Below are 23,871 nucleotides of genomic sequence, written 5' to 3' on the forward strand. Positions count from 1 at the left end.
GTATCCCAGTCAGGGATCAATTCCGGTTTTGGAATTTTCTTCACTACCGGGATCAAACCCTTTGGTCTTGCGCATCAGTTCCCAGATAGTCTGGTGCATCCATTCAATAGTTTTATTCAGCTTTTCATTTTCTATTTCTAATTCGGTAATGTGTTCCCCCATACGGGCGATAATCTCCCTGTTGTTATTGACCTTGTGTGGCGCCAAGAGGCGCCGGACATAGGGAGAAGATGCTGCAACAATATGGGCGGAAAGCAATTCGTCCCTTGCTTCGCAGGAGAGATCCATAAAATCCTGATAACTGATGGATAATGTTACCATATCCTCCCTGCACTTGGGGCAAACTGCGTTCCGCTGAAGCTGATAATATCCATAGTAACCGCATTTAGGACAATAGTACACGGACAGTTCTCTCATCGGTCTCCTCCTTTTTTTTACCATAAAGACAATCTACCTCTATAATATATAACGTAAAATAATTCAAATTATAACGCAGAAAGGTGCAAATTATATAAAAAATTGTAATTTTATAGAAGCTACACAAAAACCTCCGTATTATTGGTGCAAAATGCATAAAAGAGATCCCCACGCTGTAAACGTGCGGACCTCTTTATAATTGAACGGATGAATCTTTTGTAATATATTTTTACTTTACTGGATAATGCCGTTTACATCGACAACCCATACTTTGTCATTGGAATCCTTATAATCCTTATATCCTGCTCCAAGCTCTGGCTTTGTAGCTGATTTGGAAGAGGAAGTTGCTTTCTGGAGGGAACCGCTGGCATTTACAAGATACTGCTTGCCATCAAAGGAAATAGGAGCAACCTTTAAGTCGGCATCAGCTTCTTTTCTTAAACCATATTCATACAGGATGTTGTCACGGACACCGTGAACTCCCTGTCCTTTGTTAGTACCTTCTGCCTGGAAGAACCATACCTGGTCTTCATCAAGATCCTCGTTGTAGATCGTCTGCTTTCCGGTAGCCATAGCGCCGTCTGTTCCAAAATAGAAATTGGCAATTCCGCCGTCTTCTAAGTTCACGACTTTCAGTCCGGTCTGCATTTCTCCCTTTGTATTAAACGCATATTTTTTGGAATCAATGGTGAATAATTCAAGACCATTTGCTGCACAGAAAGGAGCGCCATTCTTGAAGTAGAATGTATAAGTCTCTCCCTCTTCGCTGAGTCCTGCAATACCTTCGATTTCCTTCCAACCGTTAACCCGTGCACCGTTATCTGGATCATAATACTGGTATCCAGCTGCTGTAGCTGCATCGGCAGTTGCTTCGGATTCGGTTGCAGTAACAGGAAGCTTGTACCAACCGGTCTGCATGATTCCGCTTACAAAGGTATAATAGTTTCCATCGATCTTTCTGTCGACCTGGTTTTCCACCATACGGCCGCTCTTATCAAAATAGTACCAGGAGTGGGTTTCGTCAAGATCGTCGGAGTCATTCTCAAGCTTAATCCAGCCTGTCTTCATAACGCCGTCATTCTCTTCTCCTAAATAATAAATACCTCCTTCAATTTCGATTTTACCGGTCTGCATTTCACCCTGGTCGTTGAAGTAGTATGAATTATCGTTGATTTTCTGCCATTTGGAAACAACTTCCTTACCGTTTTTTCCATAGTAGTGCCATAAAAACTCAGGAGCATCAGCTGCGTCCCAGAAGTTTTCATTGTACATGGAAATCCATTTGTCAGAAACCCTTATCCCATTTTCGTCTACGTAATATTCATCGATTTGTGCATTAGTGGCTACATTGCCGTCTTCGTTTAAGTAGTACCAGTCTTCGCCGCGCTTTTTCCAGGCATCGGTTACGTAACTGTCATTATCTTCATAAAATTTCCAGCTTCCGTTTTCCTCAACCCAGCCGATTACCTTCGCATAGGCGGTGGCTGCTGTGCTGATTAAGCCCAGCTCTGGAGCTGCTACGGTTAAAACACCCGCAGCGGATAATACAGCCATCAATTTTAAATGCTTTTTCATAAATATGTTCTCTCCTTTTTTGCAATAAGTTTTATCGTGGCCGAAAATCCATAGTTGCATTACTCTGCGATTATAACGTACCTGGAAGGCACATTGATAGTGTGGTTTGCTGGCAGATATGGAAGGAGATAACATAACAAGAAAAAAGAAGAGAAAAGCCAGGGGTATCCCCATAGGCGCAAAGGGAAAATTACATAATAAGGTATTTGGGGAGAAAAATGGAAGCTTTAAGAAAGTAAGAAAACTTTAATAGGAAAATGGAGGGGAGGTGTGGTATAATCTTCACGAAAGCAATGAGCAGTGCGAATTAGAACGCGGAAAAATTTTCGTCGTGCTCGCACGTAAGAAAACTTTTCCGCGTTCTAATTCATAGGGCGAATGCCCGTGAGCCTGTGAAGCCGCAGGATTCGCAGGCTGCACTGCGGACTAGCGGGTTGCATTACGGGCTTACAGGCTGCACTGCGGACCAGCGGACTGCACTACGAACTAAAAAAATAAAATAAACATTCCTCCAAAATACCCACCAGGTATACCTACATGCCCAAAGACCCCGGGCGGGGAAGAGGAAAGGAGAGAAAATCCATGAGAATGAAAGTATCCAACTACATCTCCCAAAAGCTGGTAGATTCCGGGATTACACAGGTATTTACGGTTACCGGCGGCGGAGCCATGCATTTAAACGACGCTTTAGGGCATCAGGAGGGAATGCACTGCTTATATAACCATCACGAGCAGGCATGTGCCATTGCTGCAGAATCCTATGCCAGAATAGAAGGCCGCATAGCGGCTGTCTGCGTGACCACAGGCCCTGGCGGGACCAATGCCATTACCGGAGTGCTTGGAGGTTATCTGGATTCGATTCCCATGTTAATTTTATCAGGCCAGGTGCGCTATGACACAACGGCCAGATGGTCGGAAGTCGGGATCAGAGCCATGGGAGACCAGGAGTTTGATATAACAAAGGCTATTGACTGTATGACAAAATACAGCGAGATGGTAATTGACCCCATGAGGATCCGTTACACTCTGGAAAAAGCCATTTACCTTGCCTTATCCGGCCGCCCCGGCCCCACCTGGCTGGACATCCCGTTAAACGTCCAGGGCGCCTATATTGAAACAGATGACTTGATCGGTTTTTCAGCGAAAAATTATGAGCAGGGCGGAGACGGCTGGACTTGTGAAAACGAAGCGAAAATAAAAGAAGACGAAGCAGGCTCCGGCGAAAAACGCCAGGTCCTTCCCCCCAAGGTAACGTCAGATGTTGCCCGCACCATTTTAGATAAAATAAAATCCTCTTCCAGACCGGTAATTAATGCAGGCAACGGAATCCGTATCGGACAAGCCCATGAGGTATTCATGCGGGTAGCAGAAAAGCTGGGAATCCCCGTTGTGACAGGATGGAACAGCCAGGACTGCATAGAAGACGAACACCCTCTATATACAGGGCGTGGCGGCGGAATGGGAGACCGTGCAGGAAACTTTGCCATTCAAAACAGCGATCTGGTTCTTTCCCTCGGAAGCCGCTTAAGCATCCGGCAGGTAGGGTACAATTATACGACTTGGGCCAGGGATGCCTATGTGATCGTCAATGATATCGATCCTGAGGAGCTGAAGAAGCCTTCCGTTCATGCCGACATGAGAGTCCATGCCGATGTCAAAGGTTTGCTGACAGCTTTGGAAAAGCTTCTGGATTCAGAATACCAGTCTTCTCCCCAACACCCTCTTTTTTCCGGCGGAAAAGGTCTTAACAACATGACCTGGAACGAGACCTGCCGGATGTGGAAGGAAACATATCCGGTCGTGCTTCCAAAGCATTACAGCAATGGAGACAATGAGGAAGCCAATGTTTACGCATTCATTAACAAACTGAGCAGCCGGGTTCCTGAAAACAGGGTCACTGTAGTAGGAAACGGTTCAGCCTGTGTTGTTGGAGGACATGCCTATATTATTAAGAAGGAGCAGCGGTTCATATCCAACTCAGCAGTTGCCTCCATGGGCTATGATCTCCCAGCCGCTATTGGAGCCTGTATGGCGGAACATGGAAAAGACATAATTCTGGTTACAGGTGACGGAAGCATTCAGATGAACTTACAGGAGCTTCAGACCATCATTCATCACCGTATGCCAATTAAGATATTTCTTATTAATAATGGAGGATACCATTCCATCCGCCAGACCCAGAAGAATTTCTTTGGGGAGCCGCTGGTGGGAATCGGAGTGGACAGCCAGGACTTAAGCTTTCCTGACATGGAAAAGCTTTCAGCAGCCTATGGCTATCCTTATGTTCGTGCATGCCATAACAGCCAGCTGGAGCATGCTGTTGAAACGGCACTGTCCACGGAGGGACCGGTGATCTGTGAGGTATTTGTAAGCAAGGATCAGAATTTTGAACCAAAGTCCTCTGCCAAGCGCCTGCCGGACGGAACCCTTACTTCCCCGCCGCTAGAGGATCTGTCCCCATTTCTTTCCGATGAAGAGATGGACCGGAATATGATCATCTCTAGAATCAGGTAATCCTGCAGCATCGGCCGGATGCAGGAATGGAATCATTCCTGCACCTGGCTCATTGCCGGCAGAAATAAAAACCAACAAGTGGAGGAAAAACGTTGAACGTTGTTGTAACAGGGGCCACCAGTTTTCTTGGAAGAGCATTGGTTGACCGGCTTTTATTAGAAAAAAACCAGGTATTTGCGGTGGTCCGTCCCGGTTCCAAGAATATGGGAAGCCTTATAAACGAGCGGGAGGGCCTCATACGGATCGAGCGGAACTTAGAAGAACTTCATGAGCTTTCCCAGTTAATCCATGAGCCATGCCAGGCATTTTACCATTTTGGCTGGGATGGATCAGGAAGTGAAAACCGGATGAAAAGGGAGGTTCAGCAAAAGAACGTGGAGGATTCCTTAAAGGCTTTGGAAGGAGCCAGACGTCTTGGCTGCAAGCGCTTCCTCTTCAGCGGTTCTCAGGCAGAATACGGAATTCACAGAGAGGCAATGACAGAAGAGACAGAATGCAAGCCTGTTTCCGAATATGGCAGGGCAAAACTGGAATTTTCAGAAAAGGCCAAGTCACTGACAGAGAACTGGAGAAAAACAGGGATATCAGAGATGGAATACATCCATACCAGAATATTCAGCGTGTACGGTCCAGGTGATCATCCCTGGTCCCTGGTGGAAAGCTGCCTTAGAGCATTTGGCAGGGGAGAGTACATTTCCCTGGGGGAGTGTACGCAAATATGGAATTTTTTATATCTTGACGATTGCATCCGGGCGCTGATACTTTTGATGGAACAGGAGAAAGAATCGGTTTCCGGAATTTATAATGTGGCAGGACCGGAAGGGGAAAACCGTCCTTTAAGGGAATACATCCGGACCATGTATGAGGACCTTGGTTTTCACGGAAGCTACAGCTACGGCAGAAGGGCGCCCAATGCAGAGGGACCGGCAAATCTTATTCCCGATATTAAAAAGCTGGAAAAAGCAACCGGATGGCAGCCGCTTGTGAATTTTCAGGAAGGAATCCGGCGGACTTATCAGGCGGCTGCCATATCCGATTGATTCGCTAGGATACAAAAATATTGACTTGGAGGAATTTTTGTGGTATGAGAGATAGGATTTGTATTGTATGCGGCAGGCCACTTGGGGAAAAGCCACTGATGACCCTTACGGATATGCCTGCTTCGGCTCAGGATATCCCGGCAAGAGAAGAACTGGAAGAGGAACAGGGAATCACCCTTTCTCTTCATCAGTGTCAGGCATGCGGTCTGGTGCAGTTTGATTGTGAACCTGTGGCATACTACAAGGACGTGATCCGTTCCGGCGGCTTTACCACCACCATGGTAAACTTAAGAAAGAGCCAGTACCGGCATTTTATTGATAAGTATGATCTGAAAGGAAAGAAGCTGATTGAGGCCGGATGCGGCCAGGGAGAATTTCTTTCTGTGCTGTCGGAGTTTCCGGTAAAGGCTTATGGAATCGAAAACAGGGAAAGTCTTGTCAGCCTTGCAAGGGAAAAGGGACTTACCGTCTGGAAGCAGTTTGCAGCAGAAGGAGAAGTCCTTGCAGCCGATGACGGCAGTGCAGCCGGCCCCTATGACGGGTTTCTGTCCTTTAATTTTCTGGAGCACCAGCCGGATCCGGTGGGAATGCTCCGCGGCATCGCGGACAACTTATCAGAAGAGGGAGTAGGCTTAATTACGGTTCCAAGCCTGGAATATATCCTGCAGTATGACGGGTATTATGAACTGATCCGGGACCATCTTGCCTATTATACCTTTGATACTCTGCGCTATGCGGTAGAAATGGCCGGGTTTCAGGTATTGGAGGAGGAAATGGTAAATCGGGATACTCTTTCTGTCATTGTGAGAAAAAGAAAGCAGTCAGAAGGAAAGCCGGATGACGGCAGAAAAGGGACTCCGGTGGACATATCAGGTCTTGTGGAAAGCCTGGATACCATTGGCAGGGAACTGGAAGAGCTGGCCGGCAGGCTTAAGGACCAGGGAAAGAGCCTGGCAATATGGGGAGCCAGCCACCAGGGCTTTACTCTGGCTTCTACAACGGTCATTGGCCGGTTTGCAAGATACGTGATTGATTCCGCACCCTTTAAGCAGGGAAAGTACGCCCCTGCCTCCCATCTTCCCATTGTACCACCGGATCATTACCATAAGGACCCGGTAGATGCCATTTTAATTGTGGCTCCTGGTTATACGGATGAGATAGCGGGAATCATACAGGAAAAATTTGGCCGGAATCTAGAGATTTTGGCGTTAAAATCCAATCATTTGGAAAGGATATAAGAAAAACCTATGAAAGCTTTTGTTTTGATCGAACCTGGCAAGGTCGGCTGGTATGATGCGCCGGAACCTTCCATAACTCCTTATGGAGCCATTCTCCGCCCCATCGCGGTGACCCCCTGCTCCTCTGATGTCCATACGGTATATGGGGGAGGCTCGCGGAAGGCTCCCAACCTGATTTTGGGACATGAATGCGTGGCGGAGGTCCTGGAGACCGGAGAACTGGTCTGCGACTTTAAAGCCGGAGATCTGGTGGCGGTTCCTGCCATCACGCCGGACTGGAGAGCCTGCGGAATCCAGGAAGGGAATTTTAAGCATGCGTCCGCCCCTTTTTCCGGTCATCAGCTTGGAAGGACGGCGCCGGGAGTATTTGCAGAGAAATTTTTAATTCCTGATGCAGATACCACTTTGGCGAAAATTCCGGAGGGAATCAGCCTGGAACAGGCCCTTATGTGCGTGGATGTAGTTACTACAGGCTTTACGGGAGCGGAATTTGCAGATATTAAAATCGGTGATACCGTAGTGGTCCTGGGGATCGGCCCCATTGGGCTTATGGCGGTTGAAGGAGCACGACATTTGGGGGCTGCAAGGATCCTGGCAGTTGGCAGCAGGCCCATTTGTGTGGAACTTGCCAGGGAGTTCGGAGCCACAGAGGTCTTAAGCTATAAGGATGGAAACGTGACGGAACAGGTCATGGAACGGACGGGAGGTCTTGGAGCCGACAGTGTTATCATATGCGGAGGCGGGGATGAGGTCTTTGCCCAGGCGGTAGATATGGCCAGGTACGGAATCGGAACCATATCCAATGTAAATTACTATGGCGGAACCGGAAGTCTGCCATTCCCCAAGTTTTCAGGAGGACGGGGCATGGCGGGAAAGACCATCCACACAGAGCTTGCAAAGGGCGGCAGAGTGAGAATGGAACGCCTCTTAAAAATGGTCCAGTATGGAAGGATCAATCCAGAGAAGCTGGTGACTCACCACCTTTATGGCCTGGAGCAGGTTGAGACAGCTCTGCAGCTTATGAAAGAAAAGCCGGAAGATCTGATTAAAGTGATGGTTCGGATAGATTGGAAGTGAACATATGAAAACAATAAGCATCGTGATTCCCTGTTACAATGAGGAAGAAAATGTAAATGCCATGTACCAGGCGATTGACAATATATTTAAAACTGATTTGCCAGATTACTCCTATGAGCTGATTTTTATTGACAATGATTCTAAGGACCGTACCAGGGAAATTATCCGGGACTTATGTTCTCAGGAGAAAAGGGTAAAAGGGATTTTTAACGCCAAGAATTTCGGGCAGTTCAATTCCCCTTATTACGCCATGCTCCAGTCAACAGGAGACTGCACCATCCTTATGGCCGCGGATTTCCAGGACCCTGTAGAGATGATCCCAAAGTATGTAAAGGAATGGGAAAAGGGCTATAAGATCGTCATTGGGATCAAGAAATCCAGCAAAGAGAATAAGATCATGTACTGGCTGAGAAGCTGCTATTATAAGACCATTAAGAGGCTTTCCGATGTGGAGCAGATCGAGCATTTTACCGGCTTTGGCTTATACGACCAAAGGTTTATAAAGGTTCTTAGGGAGTTAGATGACCCTACGCCTTTCCTCCGCGGAATTGTGGCGGAGCTTGGCTTCCGGCGCAAGGAGATTCCGTATGAGCAGCCTAAAAGACGGGCAGGAAAGACAAGCAATAATTTTTACCGTCTGTATGACGCGGCCATGTTAAGTGTTACTTCTTACACCAAGGTAGGGCTTCGCCTTGCGACCATATTTGGGAGCATATGCTCCTTTGCTAGTATGATGGTAGCCCTTATTTATCTGGTCATGAAGCTGGTGTACTGGGACCGTTTTCCAGCCGGCATGGCTCCTCTATTGATCGGCATGTGTTTTCTTGGCTCCGTACAGATCTTTTTTATAGGACTTGTGGGAGAATATGTTCTGTCCATCAATGCCCGTGTTATGAAGCGGCCTCTTGTGATTGAAGAGGAGAGGATCAATTTTACAGAAAAAGCGGAAGGCAGTTTGGATGAAGAGATTTTTTTAATGACGGCATCCATGGAGAATAGCGATGAAATATAAGATAGATGTAGCAAGAATCCGTGAAAATTCAATCGTATTAAACGGCTGGGTCATTGGAAAGAGCCTTGACTCAGAGGCAGCGTTTGAGGTTTTGGACGGGCAGGAAAAAAGCGTGGAATTTAAGTATGTGGCCGTGCGCAGAGATGATGTGTGCCAGATCTATTTTAAGAAGGCGGCCGAAAAGGATTTAGGATTTGACATCCGCATTCCCTATATCCGGGAAAAAAATGAGGACAGGACCCTGGTGATCCGGTGTGACGGGAAAACTGTCAGAGTGAAGTTAAATGCCGATATCATTGAAAGACAGAACAGTTCTGCCCATAAAAAAAGCACAAAGCTGAAAAGCATGATGAATGTACAGACCTTCCGGTCTGCCGTGGATTTCTGGAAGGAAAACGGCTTTAAGGCATTTGTGTTAAAATCCAGGCACAAGCTTCAGGGAATTGACAGTGATTATGATTATCCGGAATGGTACGCACTTACGAAAACCACGGACGAGGAGCTGGAAGCCCAGAAAAAGGCGGATTTTGACTATAGACCTAAGATGTCTGTGGTAATACCTGCTTACAAGACGCCGGAGCGTTATCTGTCAGCCATGCTGGATTCCCTCCTTGCCCAGACCTATGGGAACTGGGAAGTGTGCATTGCAGACGGAAGCCCAAAGGGAGAGGGCGTGGAACGGGTATTAAAGCGTTATGCCATAAAGGATGAACGGATTCGTTATGTGATCCTTGGAGAAAATAAAGGCATTGCAGGAAATACCAATGCTGCCATGGAAATGGCGACGGGAGATTTTATTGTCCTGGCGGACCATGACGATACCCTGGCACCGGATGCGTTGTTTGAGTGCGTAAAGGCCATTAATTCTGATCCGGAAATTGATGTGGTTTATACCGATGAAGATAAGCTTGACATTGACGGAGGAGAATTGTTTGAACCTCATTTTAAACCTGATTTTAACCCGGATCTTTTGACAAGCGTCAATTATATCTGCCATTTGTTTGTGGTGAACCATGAGCTGCTTATGGAGGTGGGAGGCTTTCGTGAAGAATTTGACGGAGCCCAGGATTATGATTTTATTTTCCGGTGCACGGAAAAAGCCAGAAAAATATACCATATTCCCAAGGCCCTGTATCACTGGCGCTGCCATCAAAACTCCACTTCAAGTAACCCGGAGAGCAAATTATACGCCTTTGAGGCGGGAGCAAGAGCCATCAAGGCCCACTATGACAGGGTTGGCATAGAGGTACAGTCCGTGGAAAAGGGAATTGATTACGGAATTTATCATACTACGTTTAAAATAACAGAAACTCCCCTGGTTTCTGTCATCATACCCAACAAGGATCACAGCGCTGATCTGGATTTATGCATTCGCTCCATCATGGAGAAATCTACCTATCAGAACCTGGAATTTATTGTTGTGGAAAATAACAGCACTGCCACGGAAACCTTTGAATATTATGACAGGATCCAGAAGGAATTCGATTTCGTCCATGTGGTTACATGGGAGAGGGAATTTAACTACTCTGCCATCAATAACTTTGGTGTTGCCCATGCAAAAGGCGAATATCTCCTGTTTTTAAATAATGACACGGAAATGATTAACCGAGAAAGCATCCATGAGATGTTAGGCTTCTGCCAGAGAGAGGATGTAGGCGCTGTCGGAGTCAGGCTTCTTTATTCCGATGACACCATTCAGCATGCCGGTGTGGTGGTTGGCTTCGGCGGCATTGCCGGGCATACCTTTATCGGACTTCACAAGGCGGAGAGCAGCTATTTCAATCAGGCCATGTGTGCCAGAGATTACAGCGCAGTAACAGCTGCCTGTATGATGAGCAAAAAATCCCTGTTTGAGGAAGCGGGCGGTTTTTCAGAAGACCTTGCCGTTGCCTTTAATGATATTGATTTCTGCATGAAGATCCGGTCCTTAAATAAGCTGGTGGTTTATGCACCATATGCCCTGTTCTATCATTATGAGTCAAAATCAAGAGGGCTTGAGGATACGCCGGAGAAAGTGGTCCGTTTTAATCAGGAGATTAAAAAGTTTTCCCAGAAGTGGCCGGATATCTTAAGAGACGGGGATCCTTATTACAACCCCAATTTAACCCTGCGTAAATCCAATTTTGCCCTGCGGGACCTTCGAAAAGAAAAAATCGGGGAACCCTATAAGCTTGAGGTATGAGATGGAAAAGAAAGTAACGGTTATTATTCCTAATTATAACGGATTAAAATTTATGGAACCTTGTTTTAAGGCCCTGGAAGCTCAGAGTGATAAGAACTTTGAGCTTCTTGTGGTGGATAACGGTTCCACAGATGGAAGCGTAAAATGGCTGAAGGACAGAAAAATTCCATCTGTTTTCCTGGAGGAGAACACAGGCTTTTCCGGAGCTGTAAATGTGGGAATCCGCCAAGCAAAAACGCCTTATATCATTTTGCTGAACAATGATACGGAGCCGGAACCTGATTATGTAAAGGAACTGGTCCGTGCCATGGACCGGTCGCCTAAGATATTTTCCGTCAGCAGCAAGATGATCCAGCTATACCATAAAGAGCTTATGGACGATGCAGGGGATATGTACAGCATTTTAGGTTGGGCTTATCAAAGGGGCGTGGGACAAAGCAGCAAGGGCTATCAAAAGGCCCGCAGCGTTTTTGCAGCCTGCGCAGGAGCCGCCATTTACAGGCGGGAAGTGTTTCAGGAAATCGGTGGCTTTGACGAGGCCCATTTTGCATATCTGGAAGATATTGATGTGGGTTACCGGGCAAAGATCTACGGATATGAAAACCTATACTGCCCCACAGCCGTGGTTTACCATGTGGGCAGCGGAACCAGCGGATCCAAGTATAATTCCTTTAAAGTCCGGCTGGCTGCCAGAAATAATGTTTATTTAAATTATAAGAATATGCCTGTTTTGCAGCTTCTGGTGAATCTGCTTCCCATATTAGCCGGAACCTTTGTGAAGTACCTGTTTTTTAAGAAGATCGGCTTTGCTTCCGACTATGCAGAGGGGCTTAAAGAGGGATTGAGAACGGCAAAAAATACCAGAAAGGTACCGTTCCGGATGTCTCACCTTGGCAATTATTTTCGGATTGAGGGAGAGCTGATTCTTGGAACGTTCCTCTATATATGGGAATTTTTACGAAGAAAGTTAAAAATTTTCAGGTCATTTTAAGAATATTTTAATGGCATCATATTGACATATCATGTATAATATACGGGAATTATGGTGGAGAAGTATGGTGCAATGCACGAATGGAAGGTCTTGCTGCTATGATTAAGGATAATCAGAAAAAATTAAATGGGTTTCATGTAGTACTGGATGGACTGGTCATTGTTGTATCCTATGTATTGGCCTGGCTGCTGCTTTTGCTGGGAAACCGGCTGTTCAGCCCTTATAAACAGGTTTTAGGTCCACAGTACTATTTTGCGGCGCTTCTTATTATACTGCCGACCTATCTGTTGCTTTACGGCATCTTTCATTTGTATGCGCCGAAGAGAGTTCAGGAGAGACGGTATGAGTTCGCCAATATCTGCAAGGCCAATCTTTTAGGGGTTCTGCTCTTTACCCTGATTTTGTTCCTGGTTAAGAAGAACCCTTATTTTCGTGAGTTCTCTACCAGGATGGTATTTTATTTTTGTGTCATTAACATTGTTCTGGAGTCGGTTGTCCGGAATTTACTCCGTACTGTGCTCCGTTCCATGCGCTCCAAGGGCTACAACCAGAAGCACATCCTTTTGATCGGTTACAGCCGGGCGGCGGAAGGCTTCATAGACAGAGTCCGGGTTAATCCCGAATGGGGCTATCAGGTCAAGGGTATCCTTGACGACACAAAAGAATGGGGAACCGGATACAAGGGCATTAATGTCATTGGCAAGATTCGTGACCTAAATGAGATCCTTGCGTTAAACTCCCTTGATGAAATTGCCATTACCTTAAGCATCAGCGAATATGCAAATTTAGAAGATATTGTAGCATCCTGTGAAAAATCAGGCGTCCATACCAAGTTTATACCGGACTACAATAATATGATACCTACAAGGCCATTTATTGAGGATTTGCAGGGCCTTCCGGTAATCAACATCCGCAGGGTGCCTCTTACCGATACGGTAAATGCTCTGGTAAAACGGCTGGTGGACATTTTCGGAGCTTCTGTTGCTCTGATTTTATTTTCTCCTGTTATGCTACTGACAGCGGCTCTTATCAAGCTGACCGCACCGGGACCGCTGATTTACAGGCAGGAGAGAGTTGGCCTTCATAACAGGCCGTTTGATATGTATAAATTCCGTTCCATGGTGGTGCAGGCTCCATCTGAGGAAAAAATGAAGTGGACGACCCCCCATGATTCCCGCGTGACGCCTGTGGGACGTTTTATCAGGAAGACAAGCATTGATGAAATGCCCCAGTTTATCAATGTCCTTCGCGGAGATATGAGCTTAGTGGGGCCAAGGCCGGAGAGGCCTCTCTTTGTTGAGAAGTTTAAAGAGGAGATTCCCCGTTATATGATCAAGCACCAGGTCCGTCCCGGAATCACCGGCTGGGCCCAGGTCAACGGATACCGGGGAGATACTTCCATTACAAAGAGAATTGAACACGATTTATATTATATCGAAAACTGGACCCTGGGATTTGATTTTAAGATTTTATTCCTTACCATATTCAAAGGGTTTATTAATAAAAATGCGTACTGATACTGGATACGACACGATTAGGATGAGGTTAAATAAATGAGAAATGAATTTGATGATGATGAAGCAGGCCGTGAGAATATCAGAAATAGAAAGCGCGGTTTCGATTCAAAACCAGATCCGTCTGATGATGATTACTACCTGGATGATGATTATGAAAATTATCAGGAACAGAAATACGGCAGATCAAATCAAGCGGCAGCCGGTCACGATTTAACGAAAAAGGCTGATGATGCATCTGTAAGGAGAAGCGGAGCTGGAGAAAGAACCAGGAGCACTGACAGGTCCCAGTCTTCATCTGGAAACGTCCAGGCAGCATTTAGAGGGCAACCCTCATCGGTCGCCGGTACAAGTAAAAATCAGGGAACAGCGGGAAGCCGCACAGCTTCAGGAAACAGCCAGGGAGCGTCGGGAAGCCGCGCTGCTTTAGGAAATAGCCAGGGGGTGTCGGGAAGCCGGACTGCTTCAGGGAATAGCCAGGGCGCGTCGGGAAGCCGGACTGCTTCAGGAAATAGCCAGGGGGCAGCGGGAAACCGGACTGCTTCAGGAAATAGCCAGGGGGCAGCGGGAAACCGGACTGCTTCAGGGAATAGCCAAGGTGCAGCGGGAAGCCGAACTGCTTCAGGAAACAGTCAGGGAATAGCGGGAAGCCGCACAGCCTCAGGAAACAGCCAGGGCTCAGCAAGAGGCCAGATTGTTATTGGTGACGGAGGCACAAGGCAGCAGCAGAGAGTGCAGGGACAGGACAGAGGTGTGGCTGCCAGCAGGTCGGCAGCGCAGGCTGAAAAAAAGAGAAAAGTAAGGCGTATCATTATTTTAGCGGTTCTGGAAATCTTTACACTGGCAGGCATTTTCGCTTATGCATATGTAGCCAGACTGATGGGAGCCATCCAAAGGCCGGATGATTTTAATGAAAACCAGGTACGAAATGAAGTCATGTCTCCGGAACAGAAAAAGCATATGACAGGCTACCGTAACATCGCCGTATTCGGCGTTGACAGCCGGGATGGCAATGTAAATAAGGGAACCAATGCTGACGTTATCATGATCTGTAATATAAACAGGGATACCGGAGAGATCAGACTGGTATCCGTGTTCCGTGATACATACTTAAACACCGGGAATGGAAATGTTTATAACAAGATAAACTCCGCCTATGCAAACGGAGGAGCCGCTCAGGCATTAGCTGCCCTTAATAAGAATCTGGATCTGGATATCAGCGAATACGTTACCTTTAACTGGAAATCAGTTGCCGACGGAATCAATATGCTGAACGGTGTGGATATTGAAATCAGCAAAGCAGAATTCCGTTACATCAATTCCTTTATCACAGAAACCGTGGAGAAAACAGGTGTGCCGTCGGTTCATTTAAAATCAGCGGGCATGAATCACCTGGATGGAGTGCAGGCAGTTGCCTATGCCAGACTGAGAAAGATGGATACTGACTTCCAGAGAACAGAGCGTCAGCGTCTGGTCATTCAAAAAACCTTTGAAAAGGCAAAGAAGGCTGATCTTGGACTGCTGAACAGAATTTTATTGATGGAAGTGGACCAGATCGGATCAAACCTTACCTTTAGTGATTTTACAGAGCTGCTTTTGGATATAAGCAAGTATCATATCGGCGAAACAGGAGGTTTTCCTTTTACCCGCGGCGATATGACAATAGGAAAAAAAGGTGACTGTGTAGTACCGCAGACTCTGGAATCAAATGTTTCTGAACTTCATAAGCTTCTTTTTGATAAAGAAGGCTATGAGCCATCAGACGTGGTTAAGAAAATAAGCGCCAAAATTGCTGCGGATTCCGGCATGTATAAACAGGGGAGCAAACCTGGGAATACTTCCAAGGACGATGAAGACAATTCAAAGAAGACCACGGAAGCTACAAAGCCGGAGAAAACCACTGAGGCAGAAGAATCTTCCGCTCAGGGAGATTCAACAGGAGCTACTGATGAAAACGGAAAGCCAGGAAAGCCTTCGGATTCCTCGGAAGGCAGTACGGGTGAGACTAAGGAAACCAAGCCTGGAGAGTCAAAGCCTTCAGAAACAACAACAGGGCCAACGAAACCAGGAGAAACAAAGCCTTTGCCATCCACCAGTACCCCGGAGACGACCACAGCTCCGAATGGACCAGGACCCGGTCAGACAACGGAAGCTAACGAGACAACGGCTCCCCAGACCACCTCAGCAGGACCGGGGGGATCAGGTGAAACAACGGCATCTCATCCTTCCAATGCAACGTCTGGCGGGAATTCTGAAGTTCCGGTGGTATCCGCCCCGCCAACCAATAATTGATCAGGTAAATGAATGATAAATACCCCGCACACAGGGCCTTGACGATTGAAAAGGCCGCTGATGCGGGGATTTTTTTCTTTTCACATATTCAATATAATTTTATCACAAAATGGTCACAATTCATTGATAGACTCTGATTATCAAAAGAAATAAGAAGCATACGTGAAAGGAGATAGATCTTATGTATGATGAAAATGAAAACAAAGATACAGGCCGTATGAATCCTGAAGAGCATAAAGAAGAAACAGTTACCACTAATTTTATTATGAGGGACCCGGATCCGGTAAAATCCAGCCCCCAGGCTTCTGAAAGCAGCAGCCAGAACCAGACTGACAGCTCTTATGAAGCACAGCAGAATATTCCTCACTACCAGGAATACCAGTATCACAGGGCAGCAGAACAAAATGTGTTCCAGGAGGAAGCAAAACCTGGAAAGAAAGGCGGCTTTGCAAAGAAGGCAGCAGCCCTTGTAGGAGCAGCTCTTGTTTTCGGAGTGGTTGCAGGAAGCACCATGGTTGGGATCAACTGGGCAGCAGGAGCTTATGGAAACAGAGGTTCCGTGGAAATCAGCCAGACGGAAACCATTCCATCTTCCGCTAATGAATCAGGAATCCAGGCGTCAAACACTTCCAGTATTACCGCTGCCAACGATGTTTCAGCCATCGTAGACAAAGCCATGCCGTCCGTAGTTGCCATTACAAGCAAAATGGTTTATGAAAGCCAGACCTGGTTCGGTCCCATGCAGAGAGAAGGGGTGGGCAGCGGCTCCGGTATTGTGGTTGGAAAGAATGATGATGAACTTTTAATCGTAACAAATAACCATGTAGTACAGGGAGCGGATGAACTAAAAGTTGCCTTTATCGACGGGGAAGCCGTAGATGCTTCCATTAAGGGAACGGATGCGGACAGCGACTTGGCAGTGATCGCGGTGCCGATAAAAAATATTTCTTCTGACACATTGTCAAAGATTGCCATTGCCTCCCTTGGAAATTCAGATAACTTAAAGGTCGGCCAGGGAGTTGTTGCTATCGGTAATGCTCTAGGCTATGGACAGTCCGTTACCGTTGGTTATGTCAGCGCACTTGACCGTTCCGTACAGACCGAAGATGGCACGAGCCGCGATCTTCTTCAGACCGATGCAGCCATTAATCCCGGCAACAGCGGCGGCGCTCTTTTAAATATGCGGGGCGAGGTGGTCGGAATCAATTCAGCCAAATATTCTTCTACAGAAGTAGAGGGAATGGGTTATGCAATTCCCATTTCCAAGGCTCAGAATATCATTGATACCCTGATGACCAGAAAAACCAGAGCTCAGGTTACCGATGCAAACCAGGGATATCTGGGAATCCAGTGCAAGAACATTGACGCAGTCACAAGCCAGCAGCTTGGTATGCCTCAGGGCGTATTTATCTATAAGATCGTGGAAGGCGGAGCAGCATCAAAGTCCGATCTGCGGGAAAAGGATATTATCACCAAATTTGACGGCCAGGGCATTAAGACCTATGATGACCTGACCAACATGCTTAAGTATTACGAAGGCGGAACCACCGTGACCCTTACGGTCCAGTCTCTTGAAAACGGACAGTATGTAGAAAGAAATGTAGATATTACCCTTGGCAAGAGGCCGGCAGAGGTTTCGCAGCAGGGTTAATAGTAAAAAAGTCTCTCCAGGCTCATTGATTGGGCCGGGAGATTTTTTTGACATAAAAATGGCTTGGTTGATATGAGAGTGACGGCAAAGAATAAATGCAGCATTACCATTGATAATATCCATGCGGCAAAAGAAGCAGTGGAACATTTGATCCGCCTTGGGCGCAGAAAAATCGGTATGGTCAATGAAAGCGAAACAGCGGAGGTATGCACAGTGCGCTATAACGGATATGTGTTGGCCTTGGAGTTGTCAGAGCCGTGGAGGTTTAGAAATATTACGCTGTCTATTAAAAAATGCTTGACAAATGCAGGCGTTTCCAGTATTGTAATATATAGTTAGTTGATGCTAACTAAATGATTAACCAGCTGTCCTTCTTCTTACCGGATATATAAAGTGAGGAAGGCTGTTTGCCCTTTCAACCAGAGGGATATGGTGTATATTTTCTTTCTACTAATTCACAGCGCCTTAAGGCGCATATATTTTAATATATAGTTAGCTTTGACTAACTCAAGGATTGGAGGTAATTGCATGAGCGTAGTGATCGTTGGAGGAAATGAGTGCATGGTACGCCAGTATAAAGAGCTATGTCAGGAGTACAGCTGCTGTGCAAAGGTCTTTACAGAGCTAAAGGGAGGACTGAAAAATAAAATCGGCAGGCCTGATCTGATGGTGCTTTTTACCAGTACCATGTCACATAAGATGGTGCGGTGTGCCTTAAGTGAGACAAAGGGGATGAATACCATAATTGCCCGTTCTCATTCCAGCTCCATGTCAGCTCTGAAAAACATCTTAAAAGAACACGTTGGATAGGAGGCAACAACATGTCAGAAGAAATGCTGATCAGGCATTGTGCGCCAACCCTGGCCGGGATAAAAACCGGAAGTATGTTTTCCTGTCCCTGCCGGTCCCAGGAAGAAATTCAAAATGAGGTGAGGAAGCTAAACCGTGTGCTTGCACCAAAAGGACTCCGGGTTTTGCCGCTGCGCTATTTTAAACAAAGGGCTTTGATCTACCTTTATCGTCCAAGCCATTTAAAAAGGGATCTGGAAGATGGGTATGCTTCCGCTTTGCTGAAGCAATACGGATATTCCTTTGAAAACTCCCAGCGCTGTGTGGTCCAGCTTGTGAACCGGCTGCGCACCTGTTCCGGGTTTCCTCACGAAATCGGTTTATTTCTTGGTTATCCGCCGGAGGATGTTCAGGGCTTCATTGACAACAAAGCCTGTCACTGTAAATGTATCGGATGCTGGAAGGTCTATGGTGATGAGGAAAAGGCAAGGCAAACCTTTAACCGCTATAAAAAATGCACCGAAACCTATTATGCGCAATGGTCAAAAGGCACCGCTGTTGAACGGCTCGCAGTAGCCGTTTAATATAAAATGAACGATTGAGAAAGGTTGGTTATATTTTATGAGTAAAATCGCAGTAGTTTATTGGAGTGGAACTGGAAATACTGAGGCAATGGCAGCTGCCGTCCTGGAGGGAGTGAAGGAAAAGGGGGCAGAAGGAGTCGTACTCACCCCTTCTGAATTTGACGCTTCCATGATTGATTCCTTTGATGCCATTGCATTTGGCTGTCCTGCCATGGGGGCAGAGGTTCTGGAGGAAAGTGAATTTGATCCCATGTTTACCGCCTGCTTATCTAAGCTTGGGGGTAAAAAGGTGGCGCTGTTTGGTTCCTACGGCTGGGGAGACGGCGAATGGATGCGTTCCTGGGAGTCGACTTGCGAAGATGCAGGCGTGAAGCTTGTTTGCGACAGTGTGATCTGCAATGAGGCGCCTGACGGGGAGGCAACAGCAGCCTGCAAAGCACTTGGTGCAGCCCTGGCAGAATAGGGAGGCAGATCCGGAGAGGAAGCAGTTACATAAAAAGCAGAAAAACCAAAATTCATTTAAATGCGCTGAATATTTATCCTTTCAATATTCAGCGCTATATTTTTGCATATTGGTATGCTGTCATACCGCTAAAAACTAACTCATTAAAAAAGTCTAAATTCCCGGCCTGTACTTGTAAGAGACTTTTAAATGCTTTATAATAATCTGGTATGCGGTGCATAATTACAGATAGAAGGAGAGTACAATTTGGACGAGAAGGATTTTCCTGAAGAGAAAATAGAAGATACAGCTGCCACCGGCTCTGACAGCAGCAAAAAGAAAAAAGACGAAGATGAGTATGAAAAAGTCTGCTATGTCTGCCGCAGGCCGGAGAATGTGACAGGACCAATGGTTTCCATGCCCGGAGGCATGAATCTGTGCCATGATTGTATGCAGAAGGCATTTGATTCCGTAACTCAGGGCGGATTTGATATAACAAAGATTCAGAATATGCCTTATATGAATTTGAATTTCAGCGATTTAGGCAGCTTAAACGGAAAAGACCTTGAGATACCCAATAAGCAGAGGGTCAAAAAAAGGGCTGAAAAGGAGCCGGAGCAGAAGCTTAATTTAAAGGACATTCCGGCGCCTCATGTGATCAGACAGAAGCTGGATGAATATGTGATCGGCCAGGACCAGGCCAAAAAGGTGATTTCCGTAGCAGTTTATAACCATTACAAAAGGGTTTATCTGGCAAATTCCAAAAAAGTGGATGAGGAAGGGAATGTACAGATTGAAAAATCCAACATTTTAATGATCGGTCCAACGGGAAGCGGAAAGACCTACCTGGTTAAGACCCTGGCAAAGCTTCTTGATGTTCCCCTGGCAATTGCTGATGCCACTTCCCTTACAGAAGCCGGATATATAGGCGATGACATAGAGAGTGTGGTTTCCAAGCTGCTTACAGCGGCTGACAATGATGTGGAAAAGGCGGAACGGGGGATTATATTTATTGACGAGATCGATAAAATTGCAAAAAAGAAGAATACCAACAGCAGGGATGTAAGCGGGGAGTCTGTGCAGCAGGAGCTTTTAAAGCTCTTAGAGGGAAGTACCGTGGAGGTTCCGGTGGGTTCCAACCAGAAAAATGCCCTCACCCCAATGACTGCGGTGAGTACCGAGAATATCCTTTTCATCTGCGGAGGAGCGTTCCCGGACTTAGAGGATATCATAAAGGAGCGGCTGAAGGAAAAGTCATCCATTGGTTTTTCGGCCGAATTAAAAGACCGGTACGAGAAGGACCCTAATATTTTGTCTCACGTGACCAATGAGGATTTACGTAAGTTCGGTATGATTCCGGAATTTTTAGGCCGTCTGCCCATTACTGTGACCCTGAAATCTTTGGATAAGGAGCTGTTGGTCCGGGTTTTAAAGGAACCGAAAAACGCCATCTTAAAACAGTATAAAAAGCTTTTGGAGCTTGATGAGGTGAATCTGGTATTTGAGGATGAGGCATTGGAATGGATCGCGGAAGAAGCTCTTAAGAAAAAGACAGGAGCAAGAGCCTTAAGAGCCATTATAGAAAATTTCATGCTTGATATCATGTATGAGGTTCCCAAGGATCCTAACATCGGATCAGTGGTTATAACGAGAGCTTATTTAGACAAGAACGGCGGGCCGCTCATCCAGATGAGATGTTAATAAAGCTGGAATTCCTGGGTCAGGGATAAAAAATACAAAAGAGTGGAGATAATAAGGACGGAAGGAGCGTTGGTCATGGTATTTATTGGTATCATTGCATTGCTGGCTGCACTGGATCTTTTAATAAAAAGCGCCATTGAGGATCAGGAAGAAGCATGCTTTCCCAAGGAACTGGAGGGAAGCGGCGGAAAAATTATGCTGCATAAGAATCATAATGCCGGTTTTTCCTTCGGCTATTTTAAGGAACATCGGTCCATGGTGCAGATGGTTCCCCTGGCAGTTGCTTCCTTTATCGGAGGAATGTTAGCAGGCCTTCTTCAAAGAAAAGGGAACATTTTGGAGAAACTTGCCCTGTCCGTTGCCCTGGGAGGTGCGGTCAGCAATCTGTACGACAGGCTGGTCCGTCATTATGTAGTGGATTATTTCAGCATTCAGTATGGAAAGCTTAAAAAAGTAGTGTTCAATCTGGGTGACCTGTTCATTTTTCTGGGAGCCGGAATTGTACTTGTGGTGGAAATCATAAAGGCTTTTAAAGAACGGTAAGATGTAACACCCTGCAGGTATTCCTTTACACCCCATAAAAGGGGGTGGCACTGCCGGAAAGCTTGGCAGAAAATACGTAAAAAGCGGCTGTCTTCTTGACATGGCCGCTTTTCTATTGTAAAATCAATGATAAAATATTATAAAACAGGAGTTGATTTTTTTGGATTCGAGTGACTATATACAGTTGCTTATGTTATTTTTATTAGTTGGATTATCAGCATTCTTCTCATCGGCTGAGACTGCGCTTACTACGGTGAATAAAATCAGAGTACGGAATTTAGCGGAGGCAGGCAATAAGAACGCCATTACGCTAGCTAAGATTTTAGAGAATCAAGGTAAGATGCTCAGTGCGATTCTGGTCGGTAACAATGTGGTAAACTTAACTGCCTCGTCCATGTCCACCACACTGGTTATGAGCATTTGGGGCAATAAGGCCATAGGCATTGGAACCGGTATCCTTACGCTAGTCATTCTGGTATTCGGCGAGATATCCCCGAAAACCATTTCTACCTTGTATTCCGAAATAATATCTTTAAAATATGCAAAAGTGATCTATGCTTTTATGATTGTCATGACACCGGTCATTAACGTGATTCATATCCTTTCATCAGGTTTTTTGCGCTTTATCCATGTGAACCCTAACAGGAAGCAGGAGCCTATCACAGAGGATGAACTGCGTACCATTGTGGATGTGAGCCATGAGGAAGGCGTGATAGAATCAGAGGAGAGAAAGATCATTAATAACGTGTTTGATTTTGGTGATTCTGTGGCACGTGACATTATGATTCCCCGTATTGACATGACCCTGGTAGAGGTCAATGCTTCCTATGATGAGTTGATCGATATTTTCCGGCAGGAAATGTACACCAGGATTCCGGTATACGAGGAAACCAGTGACAATGTGATCGGAATCATCAATATGAAGGATCTGCTTCTCGTGGACAGAACAGATGATTTCAATATCAGGAATTTTTTAAGAGAGCCGCTCTATACATACGAGTATAAAAAAACTGCGGAACTTATGTTGGAGATGCGCCAGACCTGCAATAACGTTGTTATCGTTTTAGATGAATACGGAGCAACGGCAGGTATGATAACTCTGGAAGATTTACTGGAAGAAATCGTGGGTGAGATCCGGGATGAGTATGACGAGGATGAAGAAAATGAACTGGTTGAGGTGGAACCCTTTGAATATCTGGTAGAAGGCTCCATGAAGCTTGATGATTTAAATGACAGGCTGAACCTTGAACTGGAGTCTGAAGATTATGATTCCATCGGCGGTCTGATCATCGGACAGCTTGACAGGCTCCCGGAACAGGGGGAGGAGGTTGTCTGCGGCGAAATCCGCCTTGTTGTGGACGAGCTGGACAAAAACAGGATCGATAAGGTTCGGATGTATTTGCCTCACTAAGTGATTGGCTGGCCAGTGTTTTTGCGGGCATTTGCTGATTTGCCGGAGGACCGGAACAGAAGGGAGAGGGAAGCTGATTGCTTCTGCTCTCCCTCCTGCGTGTCCCGGGACCCTCCTGTCAGCTTAGCATTCCCCCCGCGGTTCCGCTGACTGCGCAGATGGCCATGGTGGTGAGGAGCTGGTTCATGGAGCCGTTTAAGCCTTTGTTTAATAAAAAGGATACGGCTAAGAGTACCAGGAAATATAGAAGTCCCAGCAAAAGGCCCCAGAAGAATCTTCGGTGCCGTATGCTCTTTCCCATTAAGACCCCGCCAAAGAGACAGGCGATGATATAAACCGCATTGACACCCAGGCGTATCTGTCCTTCCTTCAGCCGGAATCTATAAAGTGCTAAGGCCAGGACCACCAGCAGGATTCCGGTCAGTATGTAGGTGATAAGAAGGTTTCTTAGCGTGACCTGAAGCTTTGATTTTTCCATTTAACTACTCCTTATATCTTGTCTTCTGGTTCAGTATATTCTATGGGTAGGAAGGATATTCTTGGATGTCCTAATAATAAAATTGATACAGCCTGTTTTCTCTGGATATAGATAGATAGCCCGAAGAAGCCGGCAAATTCCCATGTTCCCTGGGGCAATTCATCTTGCACTCGCCTAAAACATGTGGTATAATCTCAAAGAATTAGGCAAATACAGGAGGTGTAAGTATATGAAACACGTGAAGACTTTAAATTCCAGTACATTAAAAGAGTCCATGAAAAAAGGCGGCTGCGGCGAATGCCAGACTTCCTGCCAGTCAGCATGCAAGACATCCTGTACAGTAGGAAACCAGAGCTGCGAGAACAGCAACCGTTAATAATTTTAAACTGTATAGAATAGCCATAAGGCAGATGAGCAGAT

Annotated in this window: 22 protein-coding genes; 19 read left to right on the forward strand and 3 right to left on the reverse strand. The window is 46.1% G+C overall.

The window, feature by feature from the left end:
• Nucleotides 1–9 precede the first annotated feature (9 nt).
• Nucleotides 10–417 carry a hypothetical protein gene (locus ABFV83_RS19580; RefSeq protein ID WP_349946273.1) on the reverse strand — a complete coding sequence of 136 codons (408 nt, stop codon included), beginning with the start codon at nucleotides 415–417 and terminating at the stop codon, nucleotides 10–12.
• A gap of 234 nt (nucleotides 418–651) precedes the next feature.
• Nucleotides 652–1,992, reverse strand: a complete 1,341-nt coding sequence (locus ABFV83_RS19585) for a cell wall-binding protein (RefSeq protein WP_349946275.1) — start codon at nucleotides 1,990–1,992, stop codon at nucleotides 652–654.
• Between the two features lie 118 nt (nucleotides 1,993–2,110).
• Here ABFV83_RS19585 and ABFV83_RS19590 point away from each other — a divergent pair, with 118 nt between their 5' ends.
• The 18 genes from ABFV83_RS19590 to ABFV83_RS19675 all read left to right on the forward strand — a co-directional run bounded on the left by ABFV83_RS19590 (nucleotide 2,111) and on the right by ABFV83_RS19675 (nucleotide 22,973).
• Nucleotides 2,111–2,242: a hypothetical protein gene (locus ABFV83_RS19590; protein ID WP_349946276.1), complete on the forward strand. Its 132-nt coding sequence runs from the start codon at nucleotides 2,111–2,113 to the stop codon at nucleotides 2,240–2,242.
• Nucleotides 2,243–2,574: 332 nt separating this feature from the next.
• Entirely contained in the window at nucleotides 2,575–4,506 is a 1,932-nt protein-coding gene (locus ABFV83_RS19595; RefSeq protein WP_349946278.1) for a thiamine pyrophosphate-binding protein, read from the forward strand.
• A 92-nt stretch (nucleotides 4,507–4,598) separates the two neighbouring features.
• Complete coding sequence (locus ABFV83_RS19600; protein WP_349946279.1) at nucleotides 4,599–5,546, forward strand: NAD(P)-dependent oxidoreductase; 948 nt, start codon at nucleotides 4,599–4,601, stop codon at nucleotides 5,544–5,546.
• A gap of 44 nt (nucleotides 5,547–5,590) precedes the next feature.
• The gene (locus tag ABFV83_RS19605) at nucleotides 5,591–6,784 is read left to right on the forward strand and encodes a class I SAM-dependent methyltransferase (protein ID WP_349946281.1); all 1,194 of its coding nucleotides are present in this window, start codon (nucleotides 5,591–5,593) and stop codon (nucleotides 6,782–6,784) included.
• Between the two features lie 9 nt (nucleotides 6,785–6,793).
• Complete coding sequence (locus tag ABFV83_RS19610; RefSeq protein ID WP_349946283.1) at nucleotides 6,794–7,861, forward strand: zinc-binding dehydrogenase; 1,068 nt, start codon at nucleotides 6,794–6,796, stop codon at nucleotides 7,859–7,861.
• 4 nt (nucleotides 7,862–7,865) lie between these two features.
• Complete coding sequence (locus ABFV83_RS19615; RefSeq protein WP_349946285.1) at nucleotides 7,866–8,873, forward strand: glycosyltransferase family 2 protein; 1,008 nt, start codon at nucleotides 7,866–7,868, stop codon at nucleotides 8,871–8,873.
• Nucleotides 8,863–11,055: a glycosyltransferase gene (locus ABFV83_RS19620; protein ID WP_349946287.1), complete on the forward strand. Its 2,193-nt coding sequence runs from the start codon at nucleotides 8,863–8,865 to the stop codon at nucleotides 11,053–11,055. Before ABFV83_RS19615 ends, ABFV83_RS19620 begins: the two co-directional genes overlap by 11 nt.
• A gap of 1 nt (nucleotide 11,056) precedes the next feature.
• Nucleotides 11,057–12,046 (forward strand): glycosyltransferase family 2 protein, encoded by a 990-nt coding sequence (locus ABFV83_RS19625; protein WP_349946288.1) that lies wholly within the window; start codon nucleotides 11,057–11,059, stop codon nucleotides 12,044–12,046.
• Between the two features lie 98 nt (nucleotides 12,047–12,144).
• Complete coding sequence (locus ABFV83_RS19630) at nucleotides 12,145–13,563, forward strand: undecaprenyl-phosphate glucose phosphotransferase (RefSeq protein WP_349946290.1); 1,419 nt, start codon at nucleotides 12,145–12,147, stop codon at nucleotides 13,561–13,563.
• 36 nt (nucleotides 13,564–13,599) lie between these two features.
• Nucleotides 13,600–15,852 carry an LCP family protein gene (locus ABFV83_RS19635; protein ID WP_349946292.1) on the forward strand — a complete coding sequence of 751 codons (2,253 nt, stop codon included), beginning with the start codon at nucleotides 13,600–13,602 and terminating at the stop codon, nucleotides 15,850–15,852.
• A gap of 181 nt (nucleotides 15,853–16,033) precedes the next feature.
• The gene (locus ABFV83_RS19640; RefSeq protein WP_349946294.1) at nucleotides 16,034–17,503 is read left to right on the forward strand and encodes a trypsin-like peptidase domain-containing protein; all 1,470 of its coding nucleotides are present in this window, start codon (nucleotides 16,034–16,036) and stop codon (nucleotides 17,501–17,503) included.
• Between the two features lie 78 nt (nucleotides 17,504–17,581).
• Nucleotides 17,582–17,842 carry a hypothetical protein gene (locus tag ABFV83_RS19645; RefSeq protein WP_349946296.1) on the forward strand — a complete coding sequence of 87 codons (261 nt, stop codon included), beginning with the start codon at nucleotides 17,582–17,584 and terminating at the stop codon, nucleotides 17,840–17,842.
• A gap of 189 nt (nucleotides 17,843–18,031) precedes the next feature.
• The gene (locus tag ABFV83_RS19650; protein ID WP_054738440.1) at nucleotides 18,032–18,313 is read left to right on the forward strand and encodes a DUF2325 domain-containing protein; all 282 of its coding nucleotides are present in this window, start codon (nucleotides 18,032–18,034) and stop codon (nucleotides 18,311–18,313) included.
• 11 nt (nucleotides 18,314–18,324) lie between these two features.
• Entirely contained in the window at nucleotides 18,325–18,876 is a 552-nt protein-coding gene (locus ABFV83_RS19655; protein WP_349946298.1) for a DUF3793 family protein, read from the forward strand.
• Between the two features lie 37 nt (nucleotides 18,877–18,913).
• The gene (locus tag ABFV83_RS19660) at nucleotides 18,914–19,339 is read left to right on the forward strand and encodes a flavodoxin (protein WP_349946300.1); all 426 of its coding nucleotides are present in this window, start codon (nucleotides 18,914–18,916) and stop codon (nucleotides 19,337–19,339) included.
• 246 nt (nucleotides 19,340–19,585) lie between these two features.
• On the forward strand, nucleotides 19,586–21,019 hold the full coding sequence (gene clpX, locus ABFV83_RS19665; RefSeq protein ID WP_349946302.1) for an ATP-dependent Clp protease ATP-binding subunit ClpX: 1,434 nt from the start codon (nucleotides 19,586–19,588) through the stop codon (nucleotides 21,017–21,019).
• A gap of 75 nt (nucleotides 21,020–21,094) precedes the next feature.
• On the forward strand, nucleotides 21,095–21,562 hold the full coding sequence (locus tag ABFV83_RS19670) for a signal peptidase II (protein WP_349946304.1): 468 nt from the start codon (nucleotides 21,095–21,097) through the stop codon (nucleotides 21,560–21,562).
• 160 nt (nucleotides 21,563–21,722) lie between these two features.
• Nucleotides 21,723–22,973: a hemolysin family protein gene (locus ABFV83_RS19675; protein WP_349946305.1), complete on the forward strand. Its 1,251-nt coding sequence runs from the start codon at nucleotides 21,723–21,725 to the stop codon at nucleotides 22,971–22,973.
• Nucleotides 22,974–23,091: 118 nt separating this feature from the next.
• On the opposite strand, the gene ABFV83_RS19680 is transcribed toward ABFV83_RS19675, so the two are convergent.
• Nucleotides 23,092–23,451, reverse strand: coding sequence for a TIGR04086 family membrane protein (locus tag ABFV83_RS19680; protein WP_054738442.1), 360 nt, complete (start codon nucleotides 23,449–23,451; stop codon nucleotides 23,092–23,094).
• Nucleotides 23,452–23,680: 229 nt separating this feature from the next.
• Here ABFV83_RS19680 and scfA point away from each other — a divergent pair, with 229 nt between their 5' ends.
• The gene (gene scfA, locus ABFV83_RS19685; protein WP_002601553.1) at nucleotides 23,681–23,827 is read left to right on the forward strand and encodes a six-cysteine ranthipeptide SCIFF; all 147 of its coding nucleotides are present in this window, start codon (nucleotides 23,681–23,683) and stop codon (nucleotides 23,825–23,827) included.
• Nucleotides 23,828–23,871 lie beyond the last annotated feature (44 nt).

It is taken from the genome of Lacrimispora sp. BS-2 (assembly GCF_040207125.1).
Classification (GTDB): Bacteria; Bacillota; Clostridia; order Lachnospirales; family Lachnospiraceae; genus Lacrimispora.